Source organism: Vibrio sp. V12_P9A6T4, from assembly GCF_963874835.1.
GTDB lineage: Bacteria > Pseudomonadota > Gammaproteobacteria > Enterobacterales > Vibrionaceae > Vibrio > Vibrio anguillarum.
On record NZ_CAWNJO010000075.1, the window covers coordinates 1 to 21,095 of the forward strand.

General features: G+C 45.9%; 21 protein-coding genes and 10 tRNA genes. 11 read left to right on the forward strand and 20 right to left on the reverse strand.

Features of this window, described 5'->3' with window-relative positions:
- Positions 1-81 precede the first annotated feature (81 nt).
- From AACQ42_RS12560 to lolB, 15 genes are all read right to left on the reverse strand, one after another.
- A tRNA-Leu gene (locus AACQ42_RS12560) sits at positions 82-166 on the reverse strand.
- 81 nt (positions 167-247) lie between these two features.
- Positions 248-322 (reverse strand) — tRNA-Gln (locus tag AACQ42_RS12565).
- 25 nt (positions 323-347) lie between these two features.
- Positions 348-432 (reverse strand) — tRNA-Leu (locus tag AACQ42_RS12570).
- Between the two features lie 63 nt (positions 433-495).
- Positions 496-570, reverse strand: a tRNA-Gln gene (locus tag AACQ42_RS12575).
- Positions 571-594: 24 nt separating this feature from the next.
- Positions 595-679 (reverse strand) — tRNA-Leu (locus AACQ42_RS12580).
- 19 nt (positions 680-698) lie between these two features.
- A tRNA-Leu gene (locus AACQ42_RS12585) sits at positions 699-783 on the reverse strand.
- Between the two features lie 45 nt (positions 784-828).
- A tRNA-Met gene (locus AACQ42_RS12590) sits at positions 829-905 on the reverse strand.
- Between the two features lie 78 nt (positions 906-983).
- Positions 984-1,058: transfer RNA gene (locus AACQ42_RS12595), tRNA-Gln, on the reverse strand.
- Between the two features lie 25 nt (positions 1,059-1,083).
- Positions 1,084-1,168, reverse strand: a tRNA-Leu gene (locus AACQ42_RS12600).
- Between the two features lie 40 nt (positions 1,169-1,208).
- Positions 1,209-1,285 (reverse strand) — tRNA-Met (locus AACQ42_RS12605).
- Positions 1,286-1,567: 282 nt separating this feature from the next.
- Positions 1,568-2,659: a redox-regulated ATPase YchF gene (gene ychF, locus AACQ42_RS12610; RefSeq protein ID WP_013857965.1), complete on the reverse strand. Its 1,092-nt coding sequence runs from the start codon at positions 2,657-2,659 to the stop codon at positions 1,568-1,570.
- A gap of 10 nt (positions 2,660-2,669) precedes the next feature.
- The gene (gene pth, locus AACQ42_RS12615; RefSeq protein ID WP_013856262.1) at positions 2,670-3,260 is read right to left on the reverse strand and encodes an aminoacyl-tRNA hydrolase; all 591 of its coding nucleotides are present in this window, start codon (positions 3,258-3,260) and stop codon (positions 2,670-2,672) included.
- A 149-nt stretch (positions 3,261-3,409) separates the two neighbouring features.
- On the reverse strand, positions 3,410-4,354 hold the full coding sequence (locus AACQ42_RS12620) for a ribose-phosphate pyrophosphokinase (RefSeq protein ID WP_010320509.1): 945 nt from the start codon (positions 4,352-4,354) through the stop codon (positions 3,410-3,412).
- Between the two features lie 29 nt (positions 4,355-4,383).
- Positions 4,384-5,256, reverse strand: a complete 873-nt coding sequence (gene ispE, locus AACQ42_RS12625; protein WP_094165185.1) for a 4-(cytidine 5'-diphospho)-2-C-methyl-D-erythritol kinase — start codon at positions 5,254-5,256, stop codon at positions 4,384-4,386.
- Positions 5,253-5,885, reverse strand: coding sequence for a lipoprotein insertase outer membrane protein LolB (lolB, locus tag AACQ42_RS12630; protein ID WP_094165187.1), 633 nt, complete (start codon positions 5,883-5,885; stop codon positions 5,253-5,255). Before lolB ends, ispE begins: the two co-directional genes overlap by 4 nt.
- A gap of 161 nt (positions 5,886-6,046) precedes the next feature.
- On the opposite strand from lolB, the gene hemA reads away from it, so the two are divergent.
- The 8 genes from hemA (at position 6,047) to ybaK (ending at position 13,986) form a co-directional block, all read left to right on the forward strand.
- Positions 6,047-7,306: a glutamyl-tRNA reductase gene (gene hemA, locus AACQ42_RS12635; RefSeq protein ID WP_013856265.1), complete on the forward strand. Its 1,260-nt coding sequence runs from the start codon at positions 6,047-6,049 to the stop codon at positions 7,304-7,306.
- A gap of 30 nt (positions 7,307-7,336) precedes the next feature.
- A complete protein-coding gene (gene prfA, locus AACQ42_RS12640; RefSeq protein ID WP_013856266.1) occupies positions 7,337-8,425 on the forward strand; it encodes a peptide chain release factor 1 in 1,089 nt (362 codons plus the stop codon).
- Between the two features lie 4 nt (positions 8,426-8,429).
- Positions 8,430-9,311, forward strand: a complete 882-nt coding sequence (prmC, locus tag AACQ42_RS12645; RefSeq protein WP_094165189.1) for a peptide chain release factor N(5)-glutamine methyltransferase — start codon at positions 8,430-8,432, stop codon at positions 9,309-9,311.
- The gene (locus tag AACQ42_RS12650) at positions 9,296-9,679 is read left to right on the forward strand and encodes a SirB2 family protein (RefSeq protein ID WP_013856268.1); all 384 of its coding nucleotides are present in this window, start codon (positions 9,296-9,298) and stop codon (positions 9,677-9,679) included. The genes prmC and AACQ42_RS12650 overlap by 16 nt, the downstream gene beginning before the upstream one ends.
- 18 nt (positions 9,680-9,697) lie before the next feature.
- A complete protein-coding gene (locus tag AACQ42_RS12655; RefSeq protein WP_017048839.1) occupies positions 9,698-10,507 on the forward strand; it encodes a SirB1 family protein in 810 nt (269 codons plus the stop codon).
- A 22-nt stretch (positions 10,508-10,529) separates the two neighbouring features.
- Complete coding sequence (gene kdsA, locus AACQ42_RS12660) at positions 10,530-11,381, forward strand: 3-deoxy-8-phosphooctulonate synthase (RefSeq protein ID WP_026028071.1); 852 nt, start codon at positions 10,530-10,532, stop codon at positions 11,379-11,381.
- Positions 11,382-11,741: 360 nt separating this feature from the next.
- The gene (gene ushA, locus AACQ42_RS12665; RefSeq protein WP_069212142.1) at positions 11,742-13,403 is read left to right on the forward strand and encodes a bifunctional UDP-sugar hydrolase/5'-nucleotidase UshA; all 1,662 of its coding nucleotides are present in this window, start codon (positions 11,742-11,744) and stop codon (positions 13,401-13,403) included.
- Positions 13,404-13,509: 106 nt separating this feature from the next.
- Complete coding sequence (gene ybaK, locus AACQ42_RS12670) at positions 13,510-13,986, forward strand: Cys-tRNA(Pro) deacylase (protein WP_026027304.1); 477 nt, start codon at positions 13,510-13,512, stop codon at positions 13,984-13,986.
- Positions 13,987-14,031: 45 nt separating this feature from the next.
- Here the strand turns inward: ybaK and AACQ42_RS12675 are convergent, their stop codons facing one another.
- A complete protein-coding gene (locus tag AACQ42_RS12675) occupies positions 14,032-15,291 on the reverse strand; it encodes a uracil-xanthine permease family protein (protein ID WP_010320498.1) in 1,260 nt (419 codons plus the stop codon).
- A 188-nt stretch (positions 15,292-15,479) separates the two neighbouring features.
- Between AACQ42_RS12675 and AACQ42_RS12680 the strand changes: the two genes are divergently transcribed.
- A complete protein-coding gene (locus AACQ42_RS12680; protein WP_094165191.1) occupies positions 15,480-16,625 on the forward strand; it encodes a DUF2066 domain-containing protein in 1,146 nt (381 codons plus the stop codon).
- Between the two features lie 101 nt (positions 16,626-16,726).
- Here the strand turns inward: AACQ42_RS12680 and AACQ42_RS12685 are convergent, their stop codons facing one another.
- Genes AACQ42_RS12685 through AACQ42_RS12700 form a run of 4 tightly spaced genes read right to left on the reverse strand, consistent with a single transcriptional unit; the run spans position 16,727 to position 19,561 of the window.
- Entirely contained in the window at positions 16,727-17,152 is a 426-nt protein-coding gene (locus tag AACQ42_RS12685) for a DUF2069 domain-containing protein (RefSeq protein ID WP_441351190.1), read from the reverse strand.
- An 8-nt stretch (positions 17,153-17,160) separates the two neighbouring features.
- Positions 17,161-17,733: an NAD(P)H:quinone oxidoreductase gene (wrbA, locus tag AACQ42_RS12690; RefSeq protein WP_094165195.1), complete on the reverse strand. Its 573-nt coding sequence runs from the start codon at positions 17,731-17,733 to the stop codon at positions 17,161-17,163.
- Positions 17,730-18,080: an arsenate reductase (glutaredoxin) gene (gene arsC / locus AACQ42_RS12695; RefSeq protein ID WP_017042768.1), complete on the reverse strand. Its 351-nt coding sequence runs from the start codon at positions 18,078-18,080 to the stop codon at positions 17,730-17,732. The genes wrbA and arsC overlap by 4 nt, the downstream gene beginning before the upstream one ends.
- Before the next feature lie 23 nt (positions 18,081-18,103).
- A complete protein-coding gene (locus AACQ42_RS12700) occupies positions 18,104-19,561 on the reverse strand; it encodes a beta-barrel assembly-enhancing protease (protein WP_026029005.1) in 1,458 nt (485 codons plus the stop codon).
- 194 nt (positions 19,562-19,755) lie between these two features.
- Here AACQ42_RS12700 and AACQ42_RS12705 point away from each other — a divergent pair, with 194 nt between their 5' ends.
- Together AACQ42_RS12705 and AACQ42_RS12710 are read left to right on the forward strand one after the other, a co-directional pair.
- Positions 19,756-19,983 carry a sulfurtransferase TusA family protein gene (locus AACQ42_RS12705; RefSeq protein WP_017042766.1) on the forward strand — a complete coding sequence of 76 codons (228 nt, stop codon included), beginning with the start codon at positions 19,756-19,758 and terminating at the stop codon, positions 19,981-19,983.
- The gene (locus AACQ42_RS12710) at positions 19,984-21,060 is read left to right on the forward strand and encodes an AI-2E family transporter (RefSeq protein ID WP_017042765.1); all 1,077 of its coding nucleotides are present in this window, start codon (positions 19,984-19,986) and stop codon (positions 21,058-21,060) included.
- Positions 21,061-21,095 lie beyond the last annotated feature (35 nt).

Below are 21,095 nucleotides of genomic sequence, written 5' to 3' on the forward strand. Positions count from 1 at the left end.
CGAACCAGGGGATGGCGGCATCAAAAGCCGCTGCCTTACCGCTTGGCGATAGCCCTACAAGATGATTGCTCATCTAAATAATGGTGCGGAAGGAGAGACTTGAACTCTCACACCTTACGGCGCCAGAACCTAAATCTGGTGCGTCTACCAATTTCGCCACTTCCGCAACTTATGCTGTAGATAAACTGAGGATTGGTTACTCAATTTATCGTTGTTATGGGTAGCTTATCGCTAGCCATATGAAATATGGCAGGGCTACCTGGATTCGAACCAGGGAATGGCGGCATCAAAAGCCGCTGCCTTACCGCTTGGCGATAGCCCTACAAGATGATTACTCATCTAAATAATGGTGCGGAAGGAGAGACTTGAACTCTCACACCTTACGGCGCCAGAACCTAAATCTGGTGCGTCTACCAATTTCGCCACTTCCGCAATTTAATTTTTCGATTCAACGAATCTTTTTCACAACAAGCGCTTGGCTTATCGTGTCAATAATGGCAGGGCTACCTGGATTCGAACCAGGGAATGGCGGCATCAAAAGCCGCTGCCTTACCGCTTGGCGATAGCCCTACAGGATGATTGCTCATCTAAATATGGTGCGGAAAGAGAGACTTGAACTCTCACACCTTGCGGCGCCAGAACCTAAATCTGGTGCGTCTACCAATTTCGCCATTTCCGCAAATTTTTAGTTATCGAGATGGTGCGGAAGGAGAGACTTGAACTCTCACACCTTACGGCGCCAGAACCTAAATCTGGTGCGTCTACCAATTTCGCCACTTCCGCAGCTCGATATCTATGTGTTGCCAACTTTTGCTAACAACTAAATTATGGTGGCTACGACGGGATTTGAACCTGTGACCCCATCATTATGAGTGATGTGCTCTAACCAGCTGAGCTACGTAGCCATCTTTTTGAGCGAGACAATATAATACAATCCACACTCATGTGCCAATGGTTTTTTAAACACTGACCCATTTGAATAATGGCAGGGCTACCTGGATTCGAACCAGGGGATGGCGGCATCAAAAGCCGCTGCCTTACCGCTTGGCGATAGCCCTACAAGATGATTGCTCATCCAAATAATGGTGCGGAAGGAGAGACTTGAACTCTCACACCTTGCGGCGCCAGAACCTAAATCTGGTGCGTCTACCAATTTCGCCATTTCCGCAACTTTCCTAAATATTTTTATAATAAAAACACTTAGGAAATGGTGGCTACGACGGGATTCGAACCTGTGACCCCATCATTATGAGTGATGTGCTCTAACCAACTGAGCTACGTAGCCATTTTTATTCTCTCTTTAAGTTTGCCTTAATGTCGAGAACGGAGCGCATTATGCGGATATGGCTCTAGAGCGTCAATAGTTTTTTTGAATAAATTCTTTGAAACCAACCGTTCGAACTTTTTTTGAACAAAGAGACGTGTTTGTGATCAAAAACGGTTAATAAATCATTAAGCTTATTGATTTTTCCTTGCTTGTCGCTAAGGTTGATTTTGAGAAAAAAACAAAAAAGCCAACAGAATCTGTCGGCTTTAATGGTGTATTAATGGCTGATTAACGAGTTATTTACACGTTGAAGCGGAAGTGGATAACATCGCCATCTTTTACGATGTATTCTTTACCTTCCAAGCGCCATTTGCCCGCTTCTTTGGCTCCATTTTCGCCGCGATATTGAATGAAATCATCATAACCCACAACTTCAGCGCGAATGAAACCACGTTCAAAGTCGGTATGGATTTTACCCGCCGCTTGCGGAGCCGTCGCACCGACCGGAATCGTCCAGGCACGCACTTCTTTTACGCCTGCGGTGAAGTAGGTTTGTAGCGTTAGCAGTTCGTAACCGGTACGAATTACGCGGTTTAGACCGGGTTCTTCAATGCCTAAATCGGCTAAAAACTCGGCGCGATCTTCTTCTTCAAGTTCAGATAGTTCAGCTTCAATGGCTGCGCAAACAGCAACCACAGAATTGTTCTCTTTTTCTGCAAACTCTCTGACAGCATCAAGGTACGGGTTATTTTCAAAGCCATCTTCGCTCACGTTGGCGATATACATGGTTGGTTTCAACGTTAAGAAGTTGAGATAATCCACGGCGGCTAGCTCTTCTTTTGAGAGTTCAACCGTGCGAGCCATACCACCTTCCGTTAATACAGGGAGTAGCTTCTCTAATACGGTGATTTCAAATTTAGCGTCTTTATCGCCACCTTTGGCACGTTTTGCTTGACGTTGAATGGCGCGTTCACAGCTATCAAGGTCGGCAAGGGCAAGCTCTAGATTGATTACTTCAATATCTTCAATTGGCGATACTTTGCCTGCTACGTGAACGATATTTTCGTTCTCGAAGCAGCGAACAACGTGACCAATTGCATCTGTTTCACGGATATTGGCAAGGAATTTGTTGCCTAAACCTTCACCTTTTGACGCGCCAGCCACTAGGCCTGCGATATCGACAAATTCCATTGTCGTCGGAAGGATACGTTGAGGGTTTACAATTTCTGCTAACGCATCGAGACGAAGGTCTGGAACAGGAACCACGCCCGTGTTTGGTTCGATAGTGCAAAACGGGAAGTTTGCTGCTTCGATGCCCGCTTTAGTTAGTGCATTAAATAATGTCGATTTACCCACATTTGGTAAACCCACGATGCCACATTTAAAACCCATGACTGTAACCTTATTCAGCTTTGAACGTATGTAAGCGATTTTGTGCTTTAGTTAGACCATCTTTTAGTAAAATGTCGAAGCAACGAACCGATTCGTCAACTGCGGCATCTAAGCACTCTTGCTCTTTGGCGGGTGCTTTACCTAAAACATAGCCTGCTACTTTATCTTTGTGCCCCGGATGGCCGATACCAATCCGCAGGCGGTAGAATTCTTTGTTATTGCCGAGTTTGCTGATAGTGTCTTTAAGGCCATTATGCCCGCCATGACCACCGCCCATTTTGAACTTAGCTACCCCGGGAGGTAAGTCTAGTTCATCATGTGCCACCATGATCTCTTCTGGTTTTATCTGGTAAAACTTGGCGATGGCCGCCACGGCTTTACCGGATAAATTCATAAAAGTTGTTGGGATCAATAAACGCAGATCTTCACCATTAACCACGATACGTCCGGTGAAACCGAAGAATTTGGCTTCGTTTTTCAAGGTGACGTTATGAACTCGGGCTAATTCTTCTACTACCCAAGCGCCGGCATTGTGCCTCGTTTTGGCGTATTCAGGGCCAGGATTCGCTAGCCCGACAAGAAGTTTGATTGGTTGGCTCAAGGTTAGGATCTCTTTGCAATATCAAAAGCGCGGTATGATAGCACACAAAAGGGAAAGGGTGCGAGGCGCTAAAATAACAAAGGAAAAAGCACCTCATTTTTCAATGAAGTGCTTTAAAAGCATTTAAAAATCAGTAAATAAACTGAGTTTTAATTAAACATGGCAGAAATAGACTCTTCGTTGCTAATGCGACGAATCGCTTCAGCAAGCATGCTAGACAAGGTTAACTGTGTCACTTTACCGGTTGCCGCCATCTCTTTAGATAGGGTGATCGAGTCTGTGACGATAACTTGGTCTAGTACTGAGTTTTTGATATTTTTCGCTGCGTTACCTGAGAATACCGCGTGCGTTGCGTAAGCAAACACACGTTTTGCACCACGTTCTTTCAATGCTTCAGCGGCTTTACACAAAGTGCCGCCAGTGTCGATCATGTCATCCACGATCACACAATCGCGCCCATCAACATCGCCAATCAGGTTCATAACTTCAGACACGTTGGCGCGTGGACGACGTTTATCAACGATTGCGATGTCGATATCACCTAATGCTTTTGCAGTCGCACGAGCACGAACCACGCCACCAAGGTCAGGTGAAACCACAACAGGATCTTCTAACCCACGCGCTTTCATATCTTCAAGCAACACTGGCGTACCAAAGATGTTATCTACTGGGACGTCAAAGAAGCCTTGGATTTGTTCTGCGTGAAGGTCGATGGTCAAAACGCGGTCAACACCAACGTTTGAAAGGAAATCTGCAACAACTTTTGCAGTAATCGGTACACGAGCAGAGCGCACTCGGCGGTCTTGACGGGCATAACCAAAATATGGGATGACAGCAGTAATACGGCCTGCTGAAGCACGGCGCATTGCATCAATCATCACTACTAATTCCATTAAGTTGTCATTAGTAGGAGCACAAGTAGATTGAATAATAAATACATCGCTACCACGAACATTTTCGTTGATTTGCACTGCAACTTCACCGTCGGAGAAACGAGAAACAGTAGCATCACCAAGAGAGATGTATAGACGTTCAGCAATACGTTGGGCTAGTTCAGGTGTGGCGTTACCAGCAAATAGCTTCATATCAGGCACGGTGGAAACCTCAGGGTTGCGTCCAGTTTTTAAATAGGTCGGGTGTTGGCGAATTGGTATTCAGCCAGAGTCTTTTTCAGTGGCGAAATGTTACACCCTAAGGCGACAAACGCGAAGACTGTGTCAGGGAGCTTGGCAAGGACAGCTTCCGCTTCTACTTTGCTAGAAAATTCGGCAAAAACGCAAGATCCCGTCCCAGTCAATCTTGACGGCGCGTATTGTAGCAGCCATGAAAGTTGCTTATCAACCTCTGGGTACAGCATTCGGACAATTTTTTCGCAATCGTTTTCGTAAGGGTGTTCGAGAAGCGTTGCTAGCGCTCGTTTTGGCGTGTTCCTTATCAATTTTGGATGAGTGAAAATATCTTTCGTTGCAATGCTCACATTAGGCCGAACCACCAAATGCCATTTTTGCTTTGGTTCGGTTTGGGTCAGTTTTTCACCTACGCCTTCAGCAAATGCGGCAAAGCCATGGACAAAAACGGGAACATCCGCCCCGAGTGTTAAACCGAGCGTAGCGAGTTCTTGCTGTGATAAATTGGTTTGCCATAAGTAGTTCAGTGCAACAAGCACGGTTGCAGCATTGGAAGAGCCGCCACCGATGCCACCGCCCATTGGCAAAACTTTATTTAATTCAATGCTCGCGCCATAGCGGCATCCACTTGCCTTTTGTAAGGCGATGGCCGCTTTCCAAATCAAGTTGTCTTGTAGCGCAACGCCAGCAATGGCTGGTGTGAGAGTTATTTCGCCAGACTGATTGGCGGTAATGGTTAACTCATCACCAAAATCGAGAAATTGAAACAGTGTCTGTAATTCATGATACCCGTCGGCTCTTTGCCCGGTGATGTACAGAAACAGGTTGAGCTTAGCGGGTGATGGCCAGTGGGTTGGGGTACAAATCATGGCGTTAGGGTCCACTTTGAAATGACGAGGTTTAATGAAACTTGATCTTGAGTCAGCTTCAGTTTGGCCGGAAGTGGCACTGAAGTGGAAGAAGCGGATGTTGAGACGAAGGGATAAGCTTGGTAGTTCAAATATTCCAAGTGCCAGCGGCTAAGCCCTAGCTGTTTATCTAACGATGCCAACAAATTATTTTGATTCAATTGAAAACCATCCGCCTCGGTTGGTAGCCCAAGCAGCCAATCTTGTAGCTGCTCAATGGGGATCAATAACCCAGTTAACTCGTAAACTAAAGCATCCGCATTCTGCGCATCGATAATTTGATCATCATACGTTTTGACCTGGGCGCCCTGAGGCGAGATGGAGAGATTTAAAACGGTCTGCCCTAAAAAGGTTGAGAGACGAAGCTGGCTATGGTCGGCGTTTTTTTGCCAATGAAAATTGAGGGATTGGCGCTGTTGTGGTGATATATAGCCGAGTTTTCCGCTGGCTTGGTACTCGCGGATCGTTTGCAATTGCTGTTGGTGTTGCTGCCAGCCGACGCTCTCGACCCTTGTTGAGGGTAAGTTTGTGCAACCAAAGAGTGTTAGCAGAGTGAGGAGAGTTAAAATCAGTCTATTTGCGCGTGTCATATCTGCCCATTATTTACACAGTGAAGGCCGTAAAAACGCCTCACTATATCATTGATATCACGAAGTCGGGAAAACAAATCCCTGTTGCCCTTTCATTAAAACAGGGCATCAAGTAAAATTCTGCTCCTATTTACATTTCCTGAACCGAGAAACCTCTATAGATGTCCTTGCTTGCTATTGGAATAAATCACAATACAGCGTCGGTAGAACTGCGAGAGAAAGTGGCGTTTGGTCCTGATAAATTATCAGAAGCCTTGCGACAACTTGCGTCCAGTTCCAGCGTTCAAGGTAGCGTTATTGTCTCTACCTGTAATCGCACGGAAATTTATTGTGATGTAAAATCATCGAGCAAAAGTAAGTTAATCGATTGGTTGTCTCAGTTCCATCATGTGAATCCTGAAGATCTTAAACCGAGTTTGTATGTACATGAAGAACAAGCCGCTATTCGTCATTTGATGCGAGTGGCTTGTGGGCTGGATTCACTGGTATTGGGTGAGCCGCAGATTTTAGGGCAGGTGAAGCAAGCCTATGCGGATGCTCGCGAGCATAACGCGGCTGATTCAGCGATTGAAAAACTGTTTCAAAAAGCATTCTCGGTAGCTAAACGTGTGCGCACCGAAACCGAAATAGGCGGCAGTGCGGTATCTGTGGCTTATGCTGCTTGTACGTTGGCAAAGCAGATCTTTGAATCACTCTCTGATTCAACGGTAATGTTGGTTGGGGCGGGTGAAACCATCGAACTGGTTGCGAAGCATTTAGCTAGCCATCGATGTAAACGCATGATAGTTGCCAACCGAACCCGCGAGCGAGCGATGGGGCTTGCACAGCAGTTTGACGCTGAAGTGATTGCACTCAATGAGATACCTGACTATCTCGCTCACGCGGATATCGTCATCAGTTCAACCGCCAGCCCACTGCCGATTATTGGCAAAGGGATGGTAGAAAGTGCGATTAAAGTGCGCCGCCATCAACCCATGTTACTGATTGATATTGCCGTGCCTCGTGATATTGAATCGCAGGTCGGTGATTTAAACGATGCCTATCTGTATACGGTTGATGATCTTCAGTCGATTGTAGACAGCAATATGGAACAGCGTAAAGTTGAAGCCATTCAAGCTGAAGCGATTGTCAGTGAAGAGAGCGCAGCCTTTATGAGCTGGATGCGCTCCTTGCAAGCGGTAGACAGCATCCGAGAATACCGTCAATCGGCCAACGAAATTCGTCAAGAATTGCTCAGCAAAAGCTTGCAGGCACTGGCTGCAGGGGGCGATCCTGAAAAAGTGTTACTTGAGTTAAGTAACAAACTCACCAATCGATTGATCCACACACCAACCCGAGCATTGCAAAGCGCTGCCGAGTTAGGTGAACCGGCTAAATTGGCCGTGATTAGACAAAGTTTGGGTCTTGACGACCCTCGATAATATCCGTCACTCCGAATTAAAGAAGAAACTATGAAAGCGTCGATTTTAGTTAAGCTTGAATCCCTTGTTGAGCGTTACGAAGAGGTTCAGCGCCTGCTTGGCGAGCCTACCGTAATTAGTGATCAAAACAAATTCCGTACTTTGTCAAAAGAGTACTCTCAGCTTGAGGAAGTCACTAAATGCTTCCAAGCTTACCAACAAGCGCAAGAGGATTTGGTTGCCGCGGAAGAGATGACCAAAGAAGAAGACGCCGAGATGCGTGAGATGGCTCAAGAGGAAATCAAAATAGCCAAAGCGACGATCGAACGTCTCACTGATGAATTGCAAATTCTGCTGCTACCAAAAGATCCGAACGATGATCGCAACTGCTTCTTAGAAATTCGTGCAGGGGCGGGCGGTGATGAGGCGGGTATTTTTGCTGGCGATCTGTTCCGTATGTATAGCCGTTATGCTGAGAAGATGAGCTGGCGTATCGAAATTATGTCCGCTAGTTATGCTGAGCATGGCGGCTATAAAGAAGTGATTGCTAAAGTGAGTGGTGATGGCGCTTACGGTGTGCTTAAGTTTGAATCAGGCGGTCACCGCGTACAGCGTGTTCCGGCCACGGAATCTCAAGGTCGTGTGCATACTTCCGCTTGTACCGTCGCTATCATGCCGGAAATTCCTGAAGCCGAAATTCCAGAAATTAAAGCCAGTGATCTGAAAATCGACACTTTCCGCTCATCGGGCGCGGGTGGTCAGCACGTAAACACCACCGACTCTGCGATCCGTATTACCCACTTACCAACAGGCACGGTAGTTGAGTGTCAGGACGAGCGTTCACAGCACAAAAACAAAGCCAAAGCGATGGCCGTATTGGCCGCTCGTATTGCACAAGCGGAAGAAGCGAAGCGCGCAGCCGAAGTGTCCGATACTCGTCGTAACCTACTGGGTTCTGGTGATCGTAGCGACCGTATTCGTACTTACAACTACCCGCAAGGTCGCGTTTCCGATCATCGTATTAACTTAACCATCTATCGTCTTAATGAAGTGATGGAAGGGGATCTGCAAAGCTTGATTGATCCAATCATTCAAGAATATCAAGCAGACCAACTTGCCGCTCTTGCCGATCAACACTGATCCCATGACGTTATCTCGTATTGATGATGCGTTGAAAGCCGCGATTGCTCAACTCCAAGAAGGCGGCAGTGATTCGCCTTCTGTGGATGCAGCGGTGCTGCTTTGCCATGTACTGGATAAACCACGTTCTTATCTGCTGACTTGGCCTGAAAAGACCTTGAGCGAAACGCAGTCGCGGCAATTTTGTTCGCTGATTACGCGTCGAGTGACGGGGGAGCCTGTGGCCTATTTGGTCGGGGAACGTGAGTTTTGGTCGCTGCCACTGAAAGTTTCGCCTTCGACATTAATTCCTCGACCGGATACTGAACGTTTGGTTGAAATTGCGTTAGAAAAAAGCCAGCAGACGCAAGGGGATATTTTGGACTTAGGCACAGGAACTGGCGCAATCGCATTAGCGTTAGCGTCTGAGTTACCTGAACGTCATGTGGTTGGTATCGACTTACGCCCAGAAGCGCAAGCTTTAGCGTTGGAAAACGCGCAGCGTTTAACTATTACCAATGTCACATTTTTACAAGGTAGTTGGTTTGAACCTTTAAAGCTCGGTACAAAGTTTGCTTTAATTGTCTCCAATCCACCGTATATTGAAGAAAATGATCCCCATCTCACGCAAGGGGATGTACGTTTTGAGCCTTTAAGTGCGCTGGTGGCCAAAGACAAAGGCTTGGCTGACATTAAACACATTGCAGAGAATGCGCGTCACTATTTGCAGCAACAAGGCTGGCTGCTGTTTGAACATGGTTATGATCAAGGGGCGGCAGTCAGAGCGTTATTTGAGTCACTCGGCTATCACCATGTAGTGACAGAAAAGGATTATGCGGGTAATGGCCGAGTGACACTGGGTCAATATTCGCACTCAGAAGAGAGAGCATCATGTACGAAGGATTAAAACATTTTCATCTACTGACCATTGCGATCAGTGCACTATTGTTGTCGGTACGTTATGCCTTGATGATGATGGATTCCAAATGGCTGCAACACCCTTTTTTGAAACGTTTTCCTCATATTAACGATTCGCTGTTGTTGTTATCGGGTATCGCGTTGATTGTGATGTCTGGTTTTATCCCATTTACCCCAGCCGCACCTTGGTTAACTGAGAAGCTGACTTGTGTGATGGCGTACATTGCACTGGGCTTCTTTGCGCTCAAACTGGGTCGGAATAAGCTGTTGCGTACCTTTGCTTTTTTGGGCGCATTAGGTTGGCTTGCTATGGCGGGAAAAATCGCCATCGTAAAAACGGCTATGTTTTTAGGCTAACAGCATCCGAGCGGCATTATGTTTGAATGGTTCGATGAAGATTTTGATGCAATGGAATTGGTGGAAGGGGCGCTGATCTTAAACAAGGCCGTCAATCCTGAAACTGAGGATGAATGGGCACGCCAAGAGTTGGCCCGTTTGCTTACACAAGCAAAACACGAGTTAGCTAATGAACAGGATGAAAAACAGCGTTTCGAAGCGTTGTTGCATCTGTTTTACCAACAATGGGGTTTTCGCGGTGACAGAGAGGCTTATTTTGATTCACGTAATGCCTTCATCGATAAAGTGTTGCAGCACCGCAAAGGTATTCCCGTCAGTTTAGGTGCGCTGTTGCTCTATTTTGCGCGCAAGCTAGGCTTTCCTTTACAAGGTATTACCTTTCCCACACAGTTTTTATTGCAGTTGCATTGGTGCGATGAATCACCGATTTATATTAACCCTTTTACTGGTGAAACCGTCTCATTACATATACTGCAAGCGTGGTTAGTTGGGCATAAAGGGGTTTTGTCTAAGCTGAAATCGAGTCATTTGGAAGTGACAGATAATCCGACGGTGATCGGTCGTTGGCTGGCACTACTAAAGAGCGCACTATTAAGAGAAGAGCGTTATACCTTAGCGCTGCGTTGTACTGATTTAGCGCTGACTTTTGTTCCTGATGATCCGTATGAAATCCGCGATCGCGGCTTTATCTATCAGCAACTGGATTGTCACCAAATTGCCTTATCCGATTATCAATACTTTATTGATCATTGTCCGAATGATCCGGCGGCTGAGTTATTAAAAAATCAAGTTAATGCATTAAGCTTTGAAGCTATTACGCTGCATTAACCGCTAAATGAGAGAGAATAAAATGGAACAAAAAATCGTCCACGTGGGTGATATTCCCGTTGCCAACGACAAACCCTTTACTCTGTTTGCTGGAATGAACGTCCTTGAATCCCGTGATTTAGCGATGCAAATCTGTGAGCATTACGTGAAAGTGACCGATAAACTCGGTATCCCTTATGTGTTTAAAGCTTCTTTTGATAAAGCAAACCGCAGCTCTGTTCACTCTTATCGTGGCCCTGGCTTGGAAGAGGGAATGAAAATTTTCCAAGAGCTAAAAGAGACCTTTGGCGTCAAAATCATCACTGACGTACACACAGAAGCTCAAGCTCAGCCTGTGTCTGAGGTGGTTGATGTGATTCAACTGCCAGCGTTTCTTGCTCGTCAAACTGACCTTGTCGAAGCGATGGCGAAAACAGGTGCAGTGATCAACGTGAAAAAACCACAATTTATGAGCCCTGGTCAAGTGGGCAATATCGTGGAAAAATTTGCAGAGTGCGGCAACGACAAAGTGATTTTGTGTGAACGTGGTGCTTGCCATGGCTATGATAATCTGGTCGTTGATATGTTGGGTTTTGGTGTGATGAAAAAAGTATCAAACGGCAGCCCAATTATTTTTGATGTGACCCATTCACTGCAAATGCGCGACCCTTCTGGCGCAGCTTCTGGTGGGCGTCGTGAGCAGACAGTTGAGTTAGCAAAATCAGGTCTTGCTGCCGGGATTGCGGGCCTTTTTATTGAAGCGCATCCAAACCCAGATAAAGCGCGTTGCGATGGTCCATCGGCACTGCCTTTGGATAAACTTGAACCTTTCCTTGCACAAATGAAAGCGTTAGATGATTTGATCAAGAGCTTTGCTCATATCGATATCCGCTGATTTTTTGTTGGATCTACCACTCATAATTTGGCCACCGCAAGGTGGTCAAATTTTATCGAATGTTTCCCAAACTTGTTTATCTTGTCTAAGTGCTCACTTTTCCTTATTTTTTCGTGTTTAGGAAAGAAAACGATTGCCTGTGATCCATTAAAATTTCACGTGTAACCTGTGGCAACCGTTACATTTTTGAATTGATTTTATAGTGATCAATTCTACATAAATATGAAATCAATCTGTCACCTTTGAGATGTTAATTTAAACTGGGTCAAGTTTATCGGTATGGCTTGATTTTGTGTTTGCAACGTTGACCATGACCTCCCCCTCACAAGCAGTGGATTTTTCAAGTTCAAAGGTATGATAATGAAACAACGTCTTATTCTAAAAACAGCGCTCAGCGCGGCTATTCTTACAGCCCTTATGGGTTGCGCAACTCAACCCACTCATGAGTGGAAAGAAGATACGACTTATAAACTCACCGTGTTACACACTAATGACCACCACGGTCGTTTCTGGCAAAACAAATATGGCGAGTATGGTATGGCGGCACGTAAAACGCTGATCGACGATCTTCGCTCTGATATTGAAGCTGAAGGCGGCAGCGTACTGCTTCTTTCTGGTGGCGATATTAATACCGGAGTTCCTGAATCTGATCTGCAAGATGCAGAGCCTGATTTTAAAGGTATGAGCAAGATTGGTTATGATGCGATGGCGTTAGGTAACCATGAATTCGATAACCCGCTCGAGGTTCTGTTTAAGCAAAAAGAGTGGGCGAATTTCCCAATGCTGTCGGCCAACATTTACGATAAAGCGACCGGAAAACGTCTATTCCAAGCCTACCAAATGTTTGATAAACAGGGCGTGAAAATAGCGGTTATCGGTTTAACGACTGAAGATACCGCTAAAATCGGCAACCCTGAATACATTGGTGGTATTGAGTTTAGAGATCCAAAAGAAGAAGCGAAAAAACTGATCGCAGAAATTGAGAAAACGGAAAAGCCGGACCTTATTTTTGCCGTTACCCACATGGGCCATTATGAAAATGGTCAACGTGGTGTGAATGCACCGGGTGATGTTGCGCTTGCACGATACTTGGATGAAGGTTCTCTCGATATGATCGTCGGCGGCCACTCTCAAGAGCCTGTCTGCATGGAAGGCCCTAATGTGGTGAAGAAAAACTTCCATCCGGGAGATGAATGTAAGCCTGATATGCAAAACGGTACTTACATAGTGCAAGCGCATGAATGGGGTAAGTATGTTGGCCGTGCGGATTACGAATTCCGTAATGGTGAACTGAACATGGTGAGCTACAACCTGATCCCCGTAAACTTGAAGAAAAAAGTGAAAGTGAATGGCGAGAGTAAGCGCGTACTGATTCAAGATCAAATCGCTGAAGATCCAGAAATGCTTAACTTTTTGCGCCCATATCAAGAACAAGGTCAAGAGAAACTGAATGTGGTCATTGCACAAAGTAATGGCAAGTTAGAAGGGGATCGCAACGTTGTGCGTTTCCAACAAACAAATTTAGGCCGTTTGATTGCACTTTCTCATATGGAACGTGCAAAAGCCGACTTTGCGGTGATGAATTCTGGCGGCGTGCGTGATTCGATTGATGCAGGAAAAATTACTTATAAAGATGTGCTCAAAGTACAACCTTTTGCCAATATTCTCACTTATACCGATATGACCGGGGCTGAAGTGTTGGATTACCTCAATGAAGTGGCGACCAAACCTGTTGATTCTGGCGCTTATGTACAATTCGCGGGGATTTCGATGACAGTGGCCAATGGTAAGGTATCGAATGTCTTTATTGGTGATAAGCAGCTCCGTTTGGACGAAACGTATCGCTTCACCGTGCCTAGCTACAATGCAGCAGGTGGTGATGGTTATCCAAAAATCTCCGATCATCCAGGTTATGTGAATACGGGGTTTGTGGACGCGGAAGTATTGAAAGATTACCTCGAAGCACACAGTCCAATTGATGTGAACCAATATGCGCCAGCGGGCGAAATTGTCTATAAGTGATAGCGCGATAAAGAGTTTGACTCATTGTGAGCAATCATTTTAACTAAAGGCGGTGCTTAGGCATCGCTTTTTTATTGGCACTAACGGTTACTTTGAGATAAGCACGATGACACCTGCGATTGATTTGGCGAAAAAGAAAAAAATTCCTCACACTCTCCATCAATATCAACATGATCCTAATCACAGCAGTTATGGTTTAGAAGCAGCTGAGGTTTTGGGACAAGATCCGAAAAAAGTGTTTAAAACACTGCTGTTTTGCTTAAATGGCGAGCCGAAAAATCTCGCTGTCGCGATTATTCCTGTTGATCAAAAATTAAACTTAAAGCGTGCGGCCAAAGCGGCTAAGTCGAAAAAAGCGGAAATGGCTAATCCAGACATAGCGCAAAAAACCACAGGTTATGTGGTCGGTGGTATTAGCCCACTTGGGCAGAAAAAAGCACTACCGACCTTCATTCATCTCAGCGCAGAAGATCAATCGACCATCTGTGTCAGTGCAGGTAAGCGCGGTTTAGAGATTGAATTGGCACCGAGCGATCTTGCGTTATTAACGCGAGGTGAGTTTGTTGAATTGTGTCAAGAATAGAGAATGAAAATCCGGCCTCGATTGAGGCCGGATTGACTGGCAAAATTAGTTCTTCAGTTTGATCTCTTCTTCCATCTGGGCATTATCCACCACATGGTTTTCTCCTAAGTCATTAGGAAGGATCAAGTTTAGAATAATGGCTACGATACCGCATAAGCTGACACCTTGTAGGCTAAACTCTCCGATACCAAAGGCCATGCCGCCGATACCAAACACTAATGTCACTGCCACAATCACTAAGTTACGAGACTTGTGAAGATCGACATGATTTTTAATCAGTGTGTTTAGGCCAACCGTTGCAATTGAACCGAACAGCAAAATCATAATCCCGCCCATTACTGGAATTGGAATGGTTTGCAGTAGCGCGCCCAGCTTACCAACCAATGCTAATACAATCGCGGTGATCGCAGCCCAAGTCATGATTACTGGATTAAAGGCTTTAGTCAGCATTACGGCACCCGTCACTTCGCTGTACGTAGTGTTTGGTGGCGCACCCAGCATCGAGGCTGCGATGGTGGCAACACCGTCACCCGCAATGGTGCGATGTAGCCCAGGTTTCTTGATGTAATCTTTTCCAGTGACGTTTGAGATCGCGAGCATATCGCCCACGTGTTCGACTGCCGGAGCAATTGCAACTGGGATCATGAACAAGATCGCGTTGATGTTGAACTCAGGGAAAGTGAAGTTCGGCATTGACAGCCAAGCCGCTTGCGTAACAGGAGTAAAATCCACTACACCAAAATAGAGGCCCAAAAGATAGCCTGCAAAAATACCGCCGCAGATCGGCAATAGTTTGAGAAAACCTTTGGCAAAAACGCTAATCGTGATGGTGGTTAACAGCGAAACGCAAGAGATCCACATCGCTACATCTGAGCTAATCAGTTGTACCGAACCATCTCCAGTTTTACCTAGCGCCATGTTTACAGCAACAGGCGCAAGGCCTAAGCCAATCACCATGATCACCGGGCCAACGACCACAGGAGGTAAAATTTTGTGGATGATTTCTACGCCACGGACTTTGATGATCGCTCCCAGTAGTATGTAGACAAAACCAGCGGCCACTAAACCGCCCATCGTCGAGGCAACGCCCCAAGTTTGGATGCCAAACATAATCGGTGCAATAAAGGCAAAAGAAGAAGCAAGAAAGATGGGGACAGAGCGGCGAGTAATAAGTTGGAATAAAAGGGTACCGACACCGGCGCCAAATAGTGCAACGTTAGGATCAAGCCCAGTTAACAGCGGGACAAGAACCAGCGCACCAAATGCGACGAAGAGCATCTGTGCGCCTTGGATGGCATTTTTCATCATGATTTCCCTGAAGCAAAATAAAAATTCGCGGGATTCTATCACTTTTGCAAACGATTGCCATTGAAACTAGATCAAATAAAGTCACAAATGTTGATGAAATTATCACCGAACTCTGCCGTGGATTCCTTGCCGCGGACCGGATAGTTGCTTATCATCGACGTTCACAAACAGATCATAGGAACAGTATGCGCTATTTAGCTATGTTGGTGATGAGCTTACTCACTCTCCCTGCTTATGCCTTAACCAAGGTCGACTTATACCATACCGAAGTCGTGATTGATCAACAGCAAGACAATGCCGACGCGAATGCTCGTATCAAAGGGATGAGCGAAGTGATTGTTCGAGCTTCGGGTGATAGGAATGCGGTGAACAATGATGTGATTAAAAAAGCCTTAAGGCAGAATTCGCAATATTTAGCGCAAATCAGTTATGGTCAAAATGGGTCGCAATCTTCGATTGTTATGGGGTTTAGCGCACCGCATATCCGCACATTATTAACTCAAGCTCAATTACCATTTTGGCCTGAAAACCGAGCTAATGTTTTAGTCTGGTTGATTGAAGAGTCAGGTTATGACCGCAGTATCGCTTGGGAACATTCTGACACGAGTACGCTAAAACAGCTTAAAGGTGCGACTCAAACTCGCGGTTTGCCTATCACAGTGCCTGTGGGTGATTTTGATGATATTACCGGTGTGGAAGTATCGGATTTGTGGGGCGGTTTCGTACAGCCTATCAGCATGGCTAGCCAACGTTATCCAACCGATGCTGTATTGGTGGTCAGAGTGCAAAGTAACGGTGTGCGTTGGAGTTTGTATGATCAACCCGCCGCTCAAATGGCACAAGCCACGAAAGCGCCACTGTCTGGTCAAGCGTCTGGTGACGATGCCATTGAACAAATGGTCGATCAATTGAGTGATTACTATGCAAGAAAGAGCTCGGTTATCGTGGCCAGTGAATCCTCTTCTTCGCTGCTTGCTCGTTTTAGCCCGATTGATGATGCAATGGATTTCTTTACCTTGGAGAATAAGTTGAAGCGCTTAAGCTCTGTTGCTTCTTTGGACATTCTCAAGATTCAAGGTGAGGAAATCACTTTCGAAGTGCATTTGTTGGCTTCAGAGTTCGAGTTTGAGCAAGAAGTGCTACGCATGGGCAAAGTCGCTAAAATTGACGACCCACATCCAGAGAGTGTGCCAACACAGCTTACCCCAGCAGCAGAGGTTGATGATTCTGCTGTGGAGTCAGGCTCTTTGCAAGTCACACCTGAACCGTCATTATCTCAGGCCATCACTGAACCAGTGAAGCGAGTGCTCTCTTTTGAGTGGCAAGCGTAAAGTACTCAGTCACCTCTTGAACAAATGCTGAGATAATCAAAAAGAGCCCATCAGGGCTCTTTTTGCATGAGAAGAATAGGCAATCCTGTCATGGATTGACTCTATGGTTGATTATCGTGGGTAAAATTGGCTTTCTCTTGCTTTTCGACTTCAGATAGACGCTTGAGTTTCAGTCCGAGCTCTTTACCGCGATGGCGAGCATACAAGGTATTACCGACAAAAGCGGCAAATGTCAGTAGCAGTTCCACTACCGCTAACCAGCGCTCCCCTCCATCAACATAAATCAGCGTCAACGCGTGTAGAAAGTAGAGCATTAAAACAAAGTTGGCCCAGGCGTGAGTGTAGGGTTTTCCAGCCAAAATTCCCGGTAATGGTAAAAACAGTGGGATAACCCATGCAATGGCCAATGCAACATGATTAAGATGAGGGTGAGGAGAGAGCGAGAATTGCCATAAAACCACCCATATAATTAGGGATAAGTTACTCAGTAAAGCTAGCCATCGGTACTGCTTGGTGCTTGGCATCATTTCTGCCGTCATAATCTGTCCTTTAATCGGCTGGCTAGCATTGCCAGCCGTTTTCCTAAATTTTTAGCCAGTTCACTTTCGTGCGTAGTGAGTTGTGGCGAGTGTGTTGCGACATGGCTTGCACCATATGGCGTGCCTCCAGAGATTGTGGTATGCAGTGCAGGCTCTGAATAAGGGATGCCAACGATTAACATGCCATGATGCATCAGTGGCAGCATCATACTCTGTTGCGTACTCTCTTGGCCGCCATGCAAAGAGGATGAAGAAGTAAACACGCAAGCGGGTTTATCAATTAATGCGCCGCTAATCCATAAAGGGGTCGTTTGGTCCCAAAAGTGCTTCAGTGGCGCGGCCATATTGCCAAACCAGACTGGGCTGCCAAAAGCCAAACCATCACATTGCTTTAACTCATCCAGAGTCAGGTAGGGATCGGTCGTTTGCTCTGCATGATTGTCTAGCGCCGGAACGGTGCGCAAGAGTGCTGTCGCGCCTTGTGCTTCAATTCCGCGTGCGATTTGTCGTGCCAGTGCTTGCGTTGAACCGTGCCTACTGTAATAAAGTACGACGACTTTAATACTCATAAAATCTCAAGTACTTGCTCTGGTGGACGGCCGTGGCGCGCTTTACCATTGGCGACAACAATGGGACGCTCAATCAACTTAGGGTGCGCGGCCATGGCTGAAAATAGCTGATCATCAGTAAGTGCATCATCACTTAGGCCAAGTTCTTTATAGAGATCTTCTTTGGTGCGCATCATATCACGAACCTGTTGTAGCCCGAGTTGAGCGTACAAGGTTTTCAACTGTTCGATGGTTGGGGCTTGGTCTAAATATTTGATGATCTGTGGCTTTAACTGGCGGTCTTCTAGCAGTGCCAGAGTTTCACGACTTTTTGAGCATTTAGGGTTGTGATAAATCACGACTGACATAACTTCTCCTCGTTGTATTGTGATTATTGGAGTGATAAGAATCGGTCTCGTTGCACCATCAATTGGTCAATGCGTGCATCGTAGCGAGCTTGTTCTAGGCTGCCAAGTTCGGCGAGTTGACTTGCTTGGGTGTAATATTGAATTGCTTTATTCCAATTGGCTTTGAGCGCTAGAAGCTCCGCCCGCGCAGCAAGATCTTCTTGGCTATTGCCAATGCCGATATTCGCTTCTGATAGCAAATGCCAGCCGTTGGTATCATTAGGGTTGTCATGGGTGTAGCGCTGCAATACCCGAATGGCATCAGACAATTTATCTTGTTTTAACAAGCTGTTGGCGTAGTTAATTGTTAAGGTTGGATTGTTCGGTTTCTGTTTAAGCGCCTTTTCGAGCAAGGTTTGGGCTTTGGCCGCTTGATTTAGAGCGATATCGAGATCGGCCATCGCATCAAGATAGAAATTGTTTGTTGGGTCTTGTGCAACCAGCTTTGATAAAATCGCCTCTGATTTATCAAATTGCTTGCTATCGAGATAAACCAAGGCTTTGCCATATTGGAAGGCTGGCGCGAGAGCTGCACTCTCTTTTTTCTCTGCACGCTTAAACCAATCAAGAGCGGCTTCATTATCAATCCCAGCATAGCGAGCAACAATTCGTGAGCGTGCTAAATGGTAATCCAATGAAGGTTGAAGGCGCATAGGCGGGTAGTGTTGGGCGCGCTCACGGCTGTCGGTAATACGATCTTCTGGCAGCGGATGGGTTAGTAACATCGGTGGCGGTTTACTAGCGTAACGATATTCATCAGCGAGGCGGCCAAAAAACCTTGGCATGGCTTGGGCATCAAACCCCGCTTTGGCTAGCGTTGCAATACCAAATCGGTCAGCCTCTTTTTCATTACTGCGCGTATAGTTTATTTGGCTTTGCATACTGCCTGCGGTGGTGGCGGTAATGGCGGCAATGCCCACTTCAGGTGCCGCAATAGCCAGTAACAAAGAGCCTGCCAATGCTGCGATTGTTGCTGGTGAGCGTCTGGCTTGGTCTTCCATACTGCGTGCTAAATGGCGCTGCGTGACGTGGGCAATTTCGTGCGAAAGAACCGAAGCGAGTTCGCTTTCTGTTTGTGCATGCAAAAACAACCCAGAGTGCAACGCAACATAACCGCCAAAGAAGGCAAACGCATTGATGTTGCGATCGCGGATCATAAAAAAGGTGAACGGCGTTTTTACATCGTTGGCATTGGCAACCAATTTATGCCCTAGGCTATCGATGTACTCGTTGATCACCGGATCATTGACGATAGGCTGGCTGTTACGCAGCATGCGCATATAAGCATCACCATAAATAAGCTCTTGATCAATCGTCAAGGTCGAACCTGCTACTGTCCCAATGTCCGGTAGCTCTATGGTGTCGGCATAGCTCAAGGAAGGGGCGTTTATCGCCACAGTAATACAGAGGCAAAGTAAGGATCGAGCGCGTTTAAACTTCATATTTGTCAGTGATATTCCGTGATCTTCTTGTCTGTATGACATTGAATGTGTGAATTGGTTTCCAACTCAAAATAGCGGCCAAAAATTGTAGAGAGAGAAGAGTAAGCCAGCCGGTGTTTGAGTATCGATAAACACTGGCATGCCAGTCAAAACTCGATACAATGGCAGGCCTATATTAAGCATTGAGCAGAAGAATGGAACCAAATATTCTGGATTTACGCCAGCAGCGTTGTCCGATGGCTTTATTACTTGCGAAGCGTCACACTGTTCAATTGGTTTTGGGTGAGGTATTAGACATTTGGCTTAACGACGTCAGCTCAGGACAGGATATAGAAAAATATTTGTCTGCGCATGGCTTTCGTTGCCAGTGGAACACGTCACCCGGTTATTTTTGGCTAAAAGTAATTAAGGAACTCGATTAAATGTTTGAAATGGTAACTCGTTGGTATCAAAGACGCTTTTCTGATCCTCATGCCGTTAGTCTGGTTGCTATTCTGTTTTTTGGTTTTGTAACGATATATTTCTTCGGCCATTTGATTGCGCCGCTGCTTGTGGCCATTGTGCTGGCGTATTTACTTGAGTGGCCAGTAATGCAATTGCGCCGTTTTGGGCTTCCTAGGTCCGTTTCCGTAATTTTGGTGATTTTGCTATTTGTCGGTTTGATGCTGCTGGCTATCTTTGGTTTAGTACCAACCATTTGGAAACAGGTTGGTAATTTAATCAATGACATTCCTAACATGTATGCAGGGTTGCAAAGCTTCATTTTGAGTATTCCTGAACGTTACCCTGAACTCGATAACTTACAGATTGTTGAGTCGGTGATAAGCAATGCGAAGAACCAGGCTTTAGGTATGGGGGAAAGTGTCGTTAAAGGGTCACTTGCTTCTCTTGTGAGTTTGGCCACCTTGGGTGTCTATCTCATTTTAGTGCCGTTGCTGGTCTTCTTTTTATTGAAAGATAAGAATGAAATGCTGCGAATGACCAGTGGGTTATTGCCACGTAACCGTAAACTCGCGGCTAAAGTATGGCAAGAGATGAACCAACAAATCTCAAACTACATCCGTGGAAAAGTGTTAGAAATACTGATTGTTGGTAGTATCAGTTACGTCACTTTCGCCATTCTTGATTTACGTTATTCGGTGTTGCTTGCTGTGGCTGTGGGTCTATCGGTTTTGATCCCTTATATTGGCGCGGCCGCTGTGACGGTGCCAGTTGCCATCGTCGGTCTCTTCCAATGGGGCATGACTCCGCCGTTTTACACATTATTAATTGCTTATGGCATCATCCAAGCTTTGGATGGCAACGTATTGGTTCCCGTTCTATTTTCTGAAGCCGTTAATCTACATCCCGTTGCTATCATTGTCGCGGTGTTAGTCTTTGGTGGGCTATGGGGGTTTTGGGGCGTATTTTTTGCTATTCCTCTTGCCACTCTAGTAAAAGCAGTATGGCATGCTTTGCCCAGCACTGATGAACCTGTTGTTGAGGCTGAATCTCCCTAAAATCACTGAATTATAAATAAAAAATAGAGAGTAAA

What these genes read in the sequence shown, in the direction of transcription:
- ychF (WP_013857965.1), bottom strand. Translation starts at nt 2,659, where the DNA reads ATGGGTTTTAAATGTGGCATCGTGGGTTTACCAAATGTGGGTAAATCG.
- ispE (WP_094165185.1), bottom strand. Translation starts at nt 5,256, where the DNA reads ATGATTTGTACCCCAACCCACTGGCCATCACCCGCTAAGCTCAACCTG.
- lolB (WP_094165187.1), bottom strand. Translation starts at nt 5,885, where the DNA reads ATGACACGCGCAAATAGACTGATTTTAACTCTCCTCACTCTGCTAACA.
- hemA (WP_013856265.1), top strand. Translation starts at nt 6,047, where the DNA reads ATGTCCTTGCTTGCTATTGGAATAAATCACAATACAGCGTCGGTAGAA.
- prfA (WP_013856266.1), top strand. Translation starts at nt 7,337, where the DNA reads ATGAAAGCGTCGATTTTAGTTAAGCTTGAATCCCTTGTTGAGCGTTAC.
- prmC (WP_094165189.1), top strand. Translation starts at nt 8,430, where the DNA reads ATGACGTTATCTCGTATTGATGATGCGTTGAAAGCCGCGATTGCTCAA.
- AACQ42_RS12650 (WP_013856268.1), top strand. Translation starts at nt 9,296, where the DNA reads ATGTACGAAGGATTAAAACATTTTCATCTACTGACCATTGCGATCAGT.
- AACQ42_RS12655 (WP_017048839.1), top strand. Translation starts at nt 9,698, where the DNA reads ATGTTTGAATGGTTCGATGAAGATTTTGATGCAATGGAATTGGTGGAA.
- kdsA (WP_026028071.1), top strand. Translation starts at nt 10,530, where the DNA reads ATGGAACAAAAAATCGTCCACGTGGGTGATATTCCCGTTGCCAACGAC.
- ushA (WP_069212142.1), top strand. Translation starts at nt 11,742, where the DNA reads ATGAAACAACGTCTTATTCTAAAAACAGCGCTCAGCGCGGCTATTCTT.
- ybaK (WP_026027304.1), top strand. Translation starts at nt 13,510, where the DNA reads ATGACACCTGCGATTGATTTGGCGAAAAAGAAAAAAATTCCTCACACT.
- AACQ42_RS12675 (WP_010320498.1), bottom strand. Translation starts at nt 15,291, where the DNA reads ATGAAAAATGCCATCCAAGGCGCACAGATGCTCTTCGTCGCATTTGGT.
- AACQ42_RS12680 (WP_094165191.1), top strand. Translation starts at nt 15,480, where the DNA reads ATGCGCTATTTAGCTATGTTGGTGATGAGCTTACTCACTCTCCCTGCT.
- AACQ42_RS12685 (WP_441351190.1), bottom strand. Translation starts at nt 17,152, where the DNA reads ATGATGCCAAGCACCAAGCAGTACCGATGGCTAGCTTTACTGAGTAAC.
- wrbA (WP_094165195.1), bottom strand. Translation starts at nt 17,733, where the DNA reads ATGAGTATTAAAGTCGTCGTACTTTATTACAGTAGGCACGGTTCAACG.
- arsC (WP_017042768.1), bottom strand. Translation starts at nt 18,080, where the DNA reads ATGTCAGTCGTGATTTATCACAACCCTAAATGCTCAAAAAGTCGTGAA.
- AACQ42_RS12700 (WP_026029005.1), bottom strand. Translation starts at nt 19,561, where the DNA reads ATGAAGTTTAAACGCGCTCGATCCTTACTTTGCCTCTGTATTACTGTG.
- AACQ42_RS12705 (WP_017042766.1), top strand. Translation starts at nt 19,756, where the DNA reads ATGGAACCAAATATTCTGGATTTACGCCAGCAGCGTTGTCCGATGGCT.
- AACQ42_RS12710 (WP_017042765.1), top strand. Translation starts at nt 19,984, where the DNA reads ATGTTTGAAATGGTAACTCGTTGGTATCAAAGACGCTTTTCTGATCCT.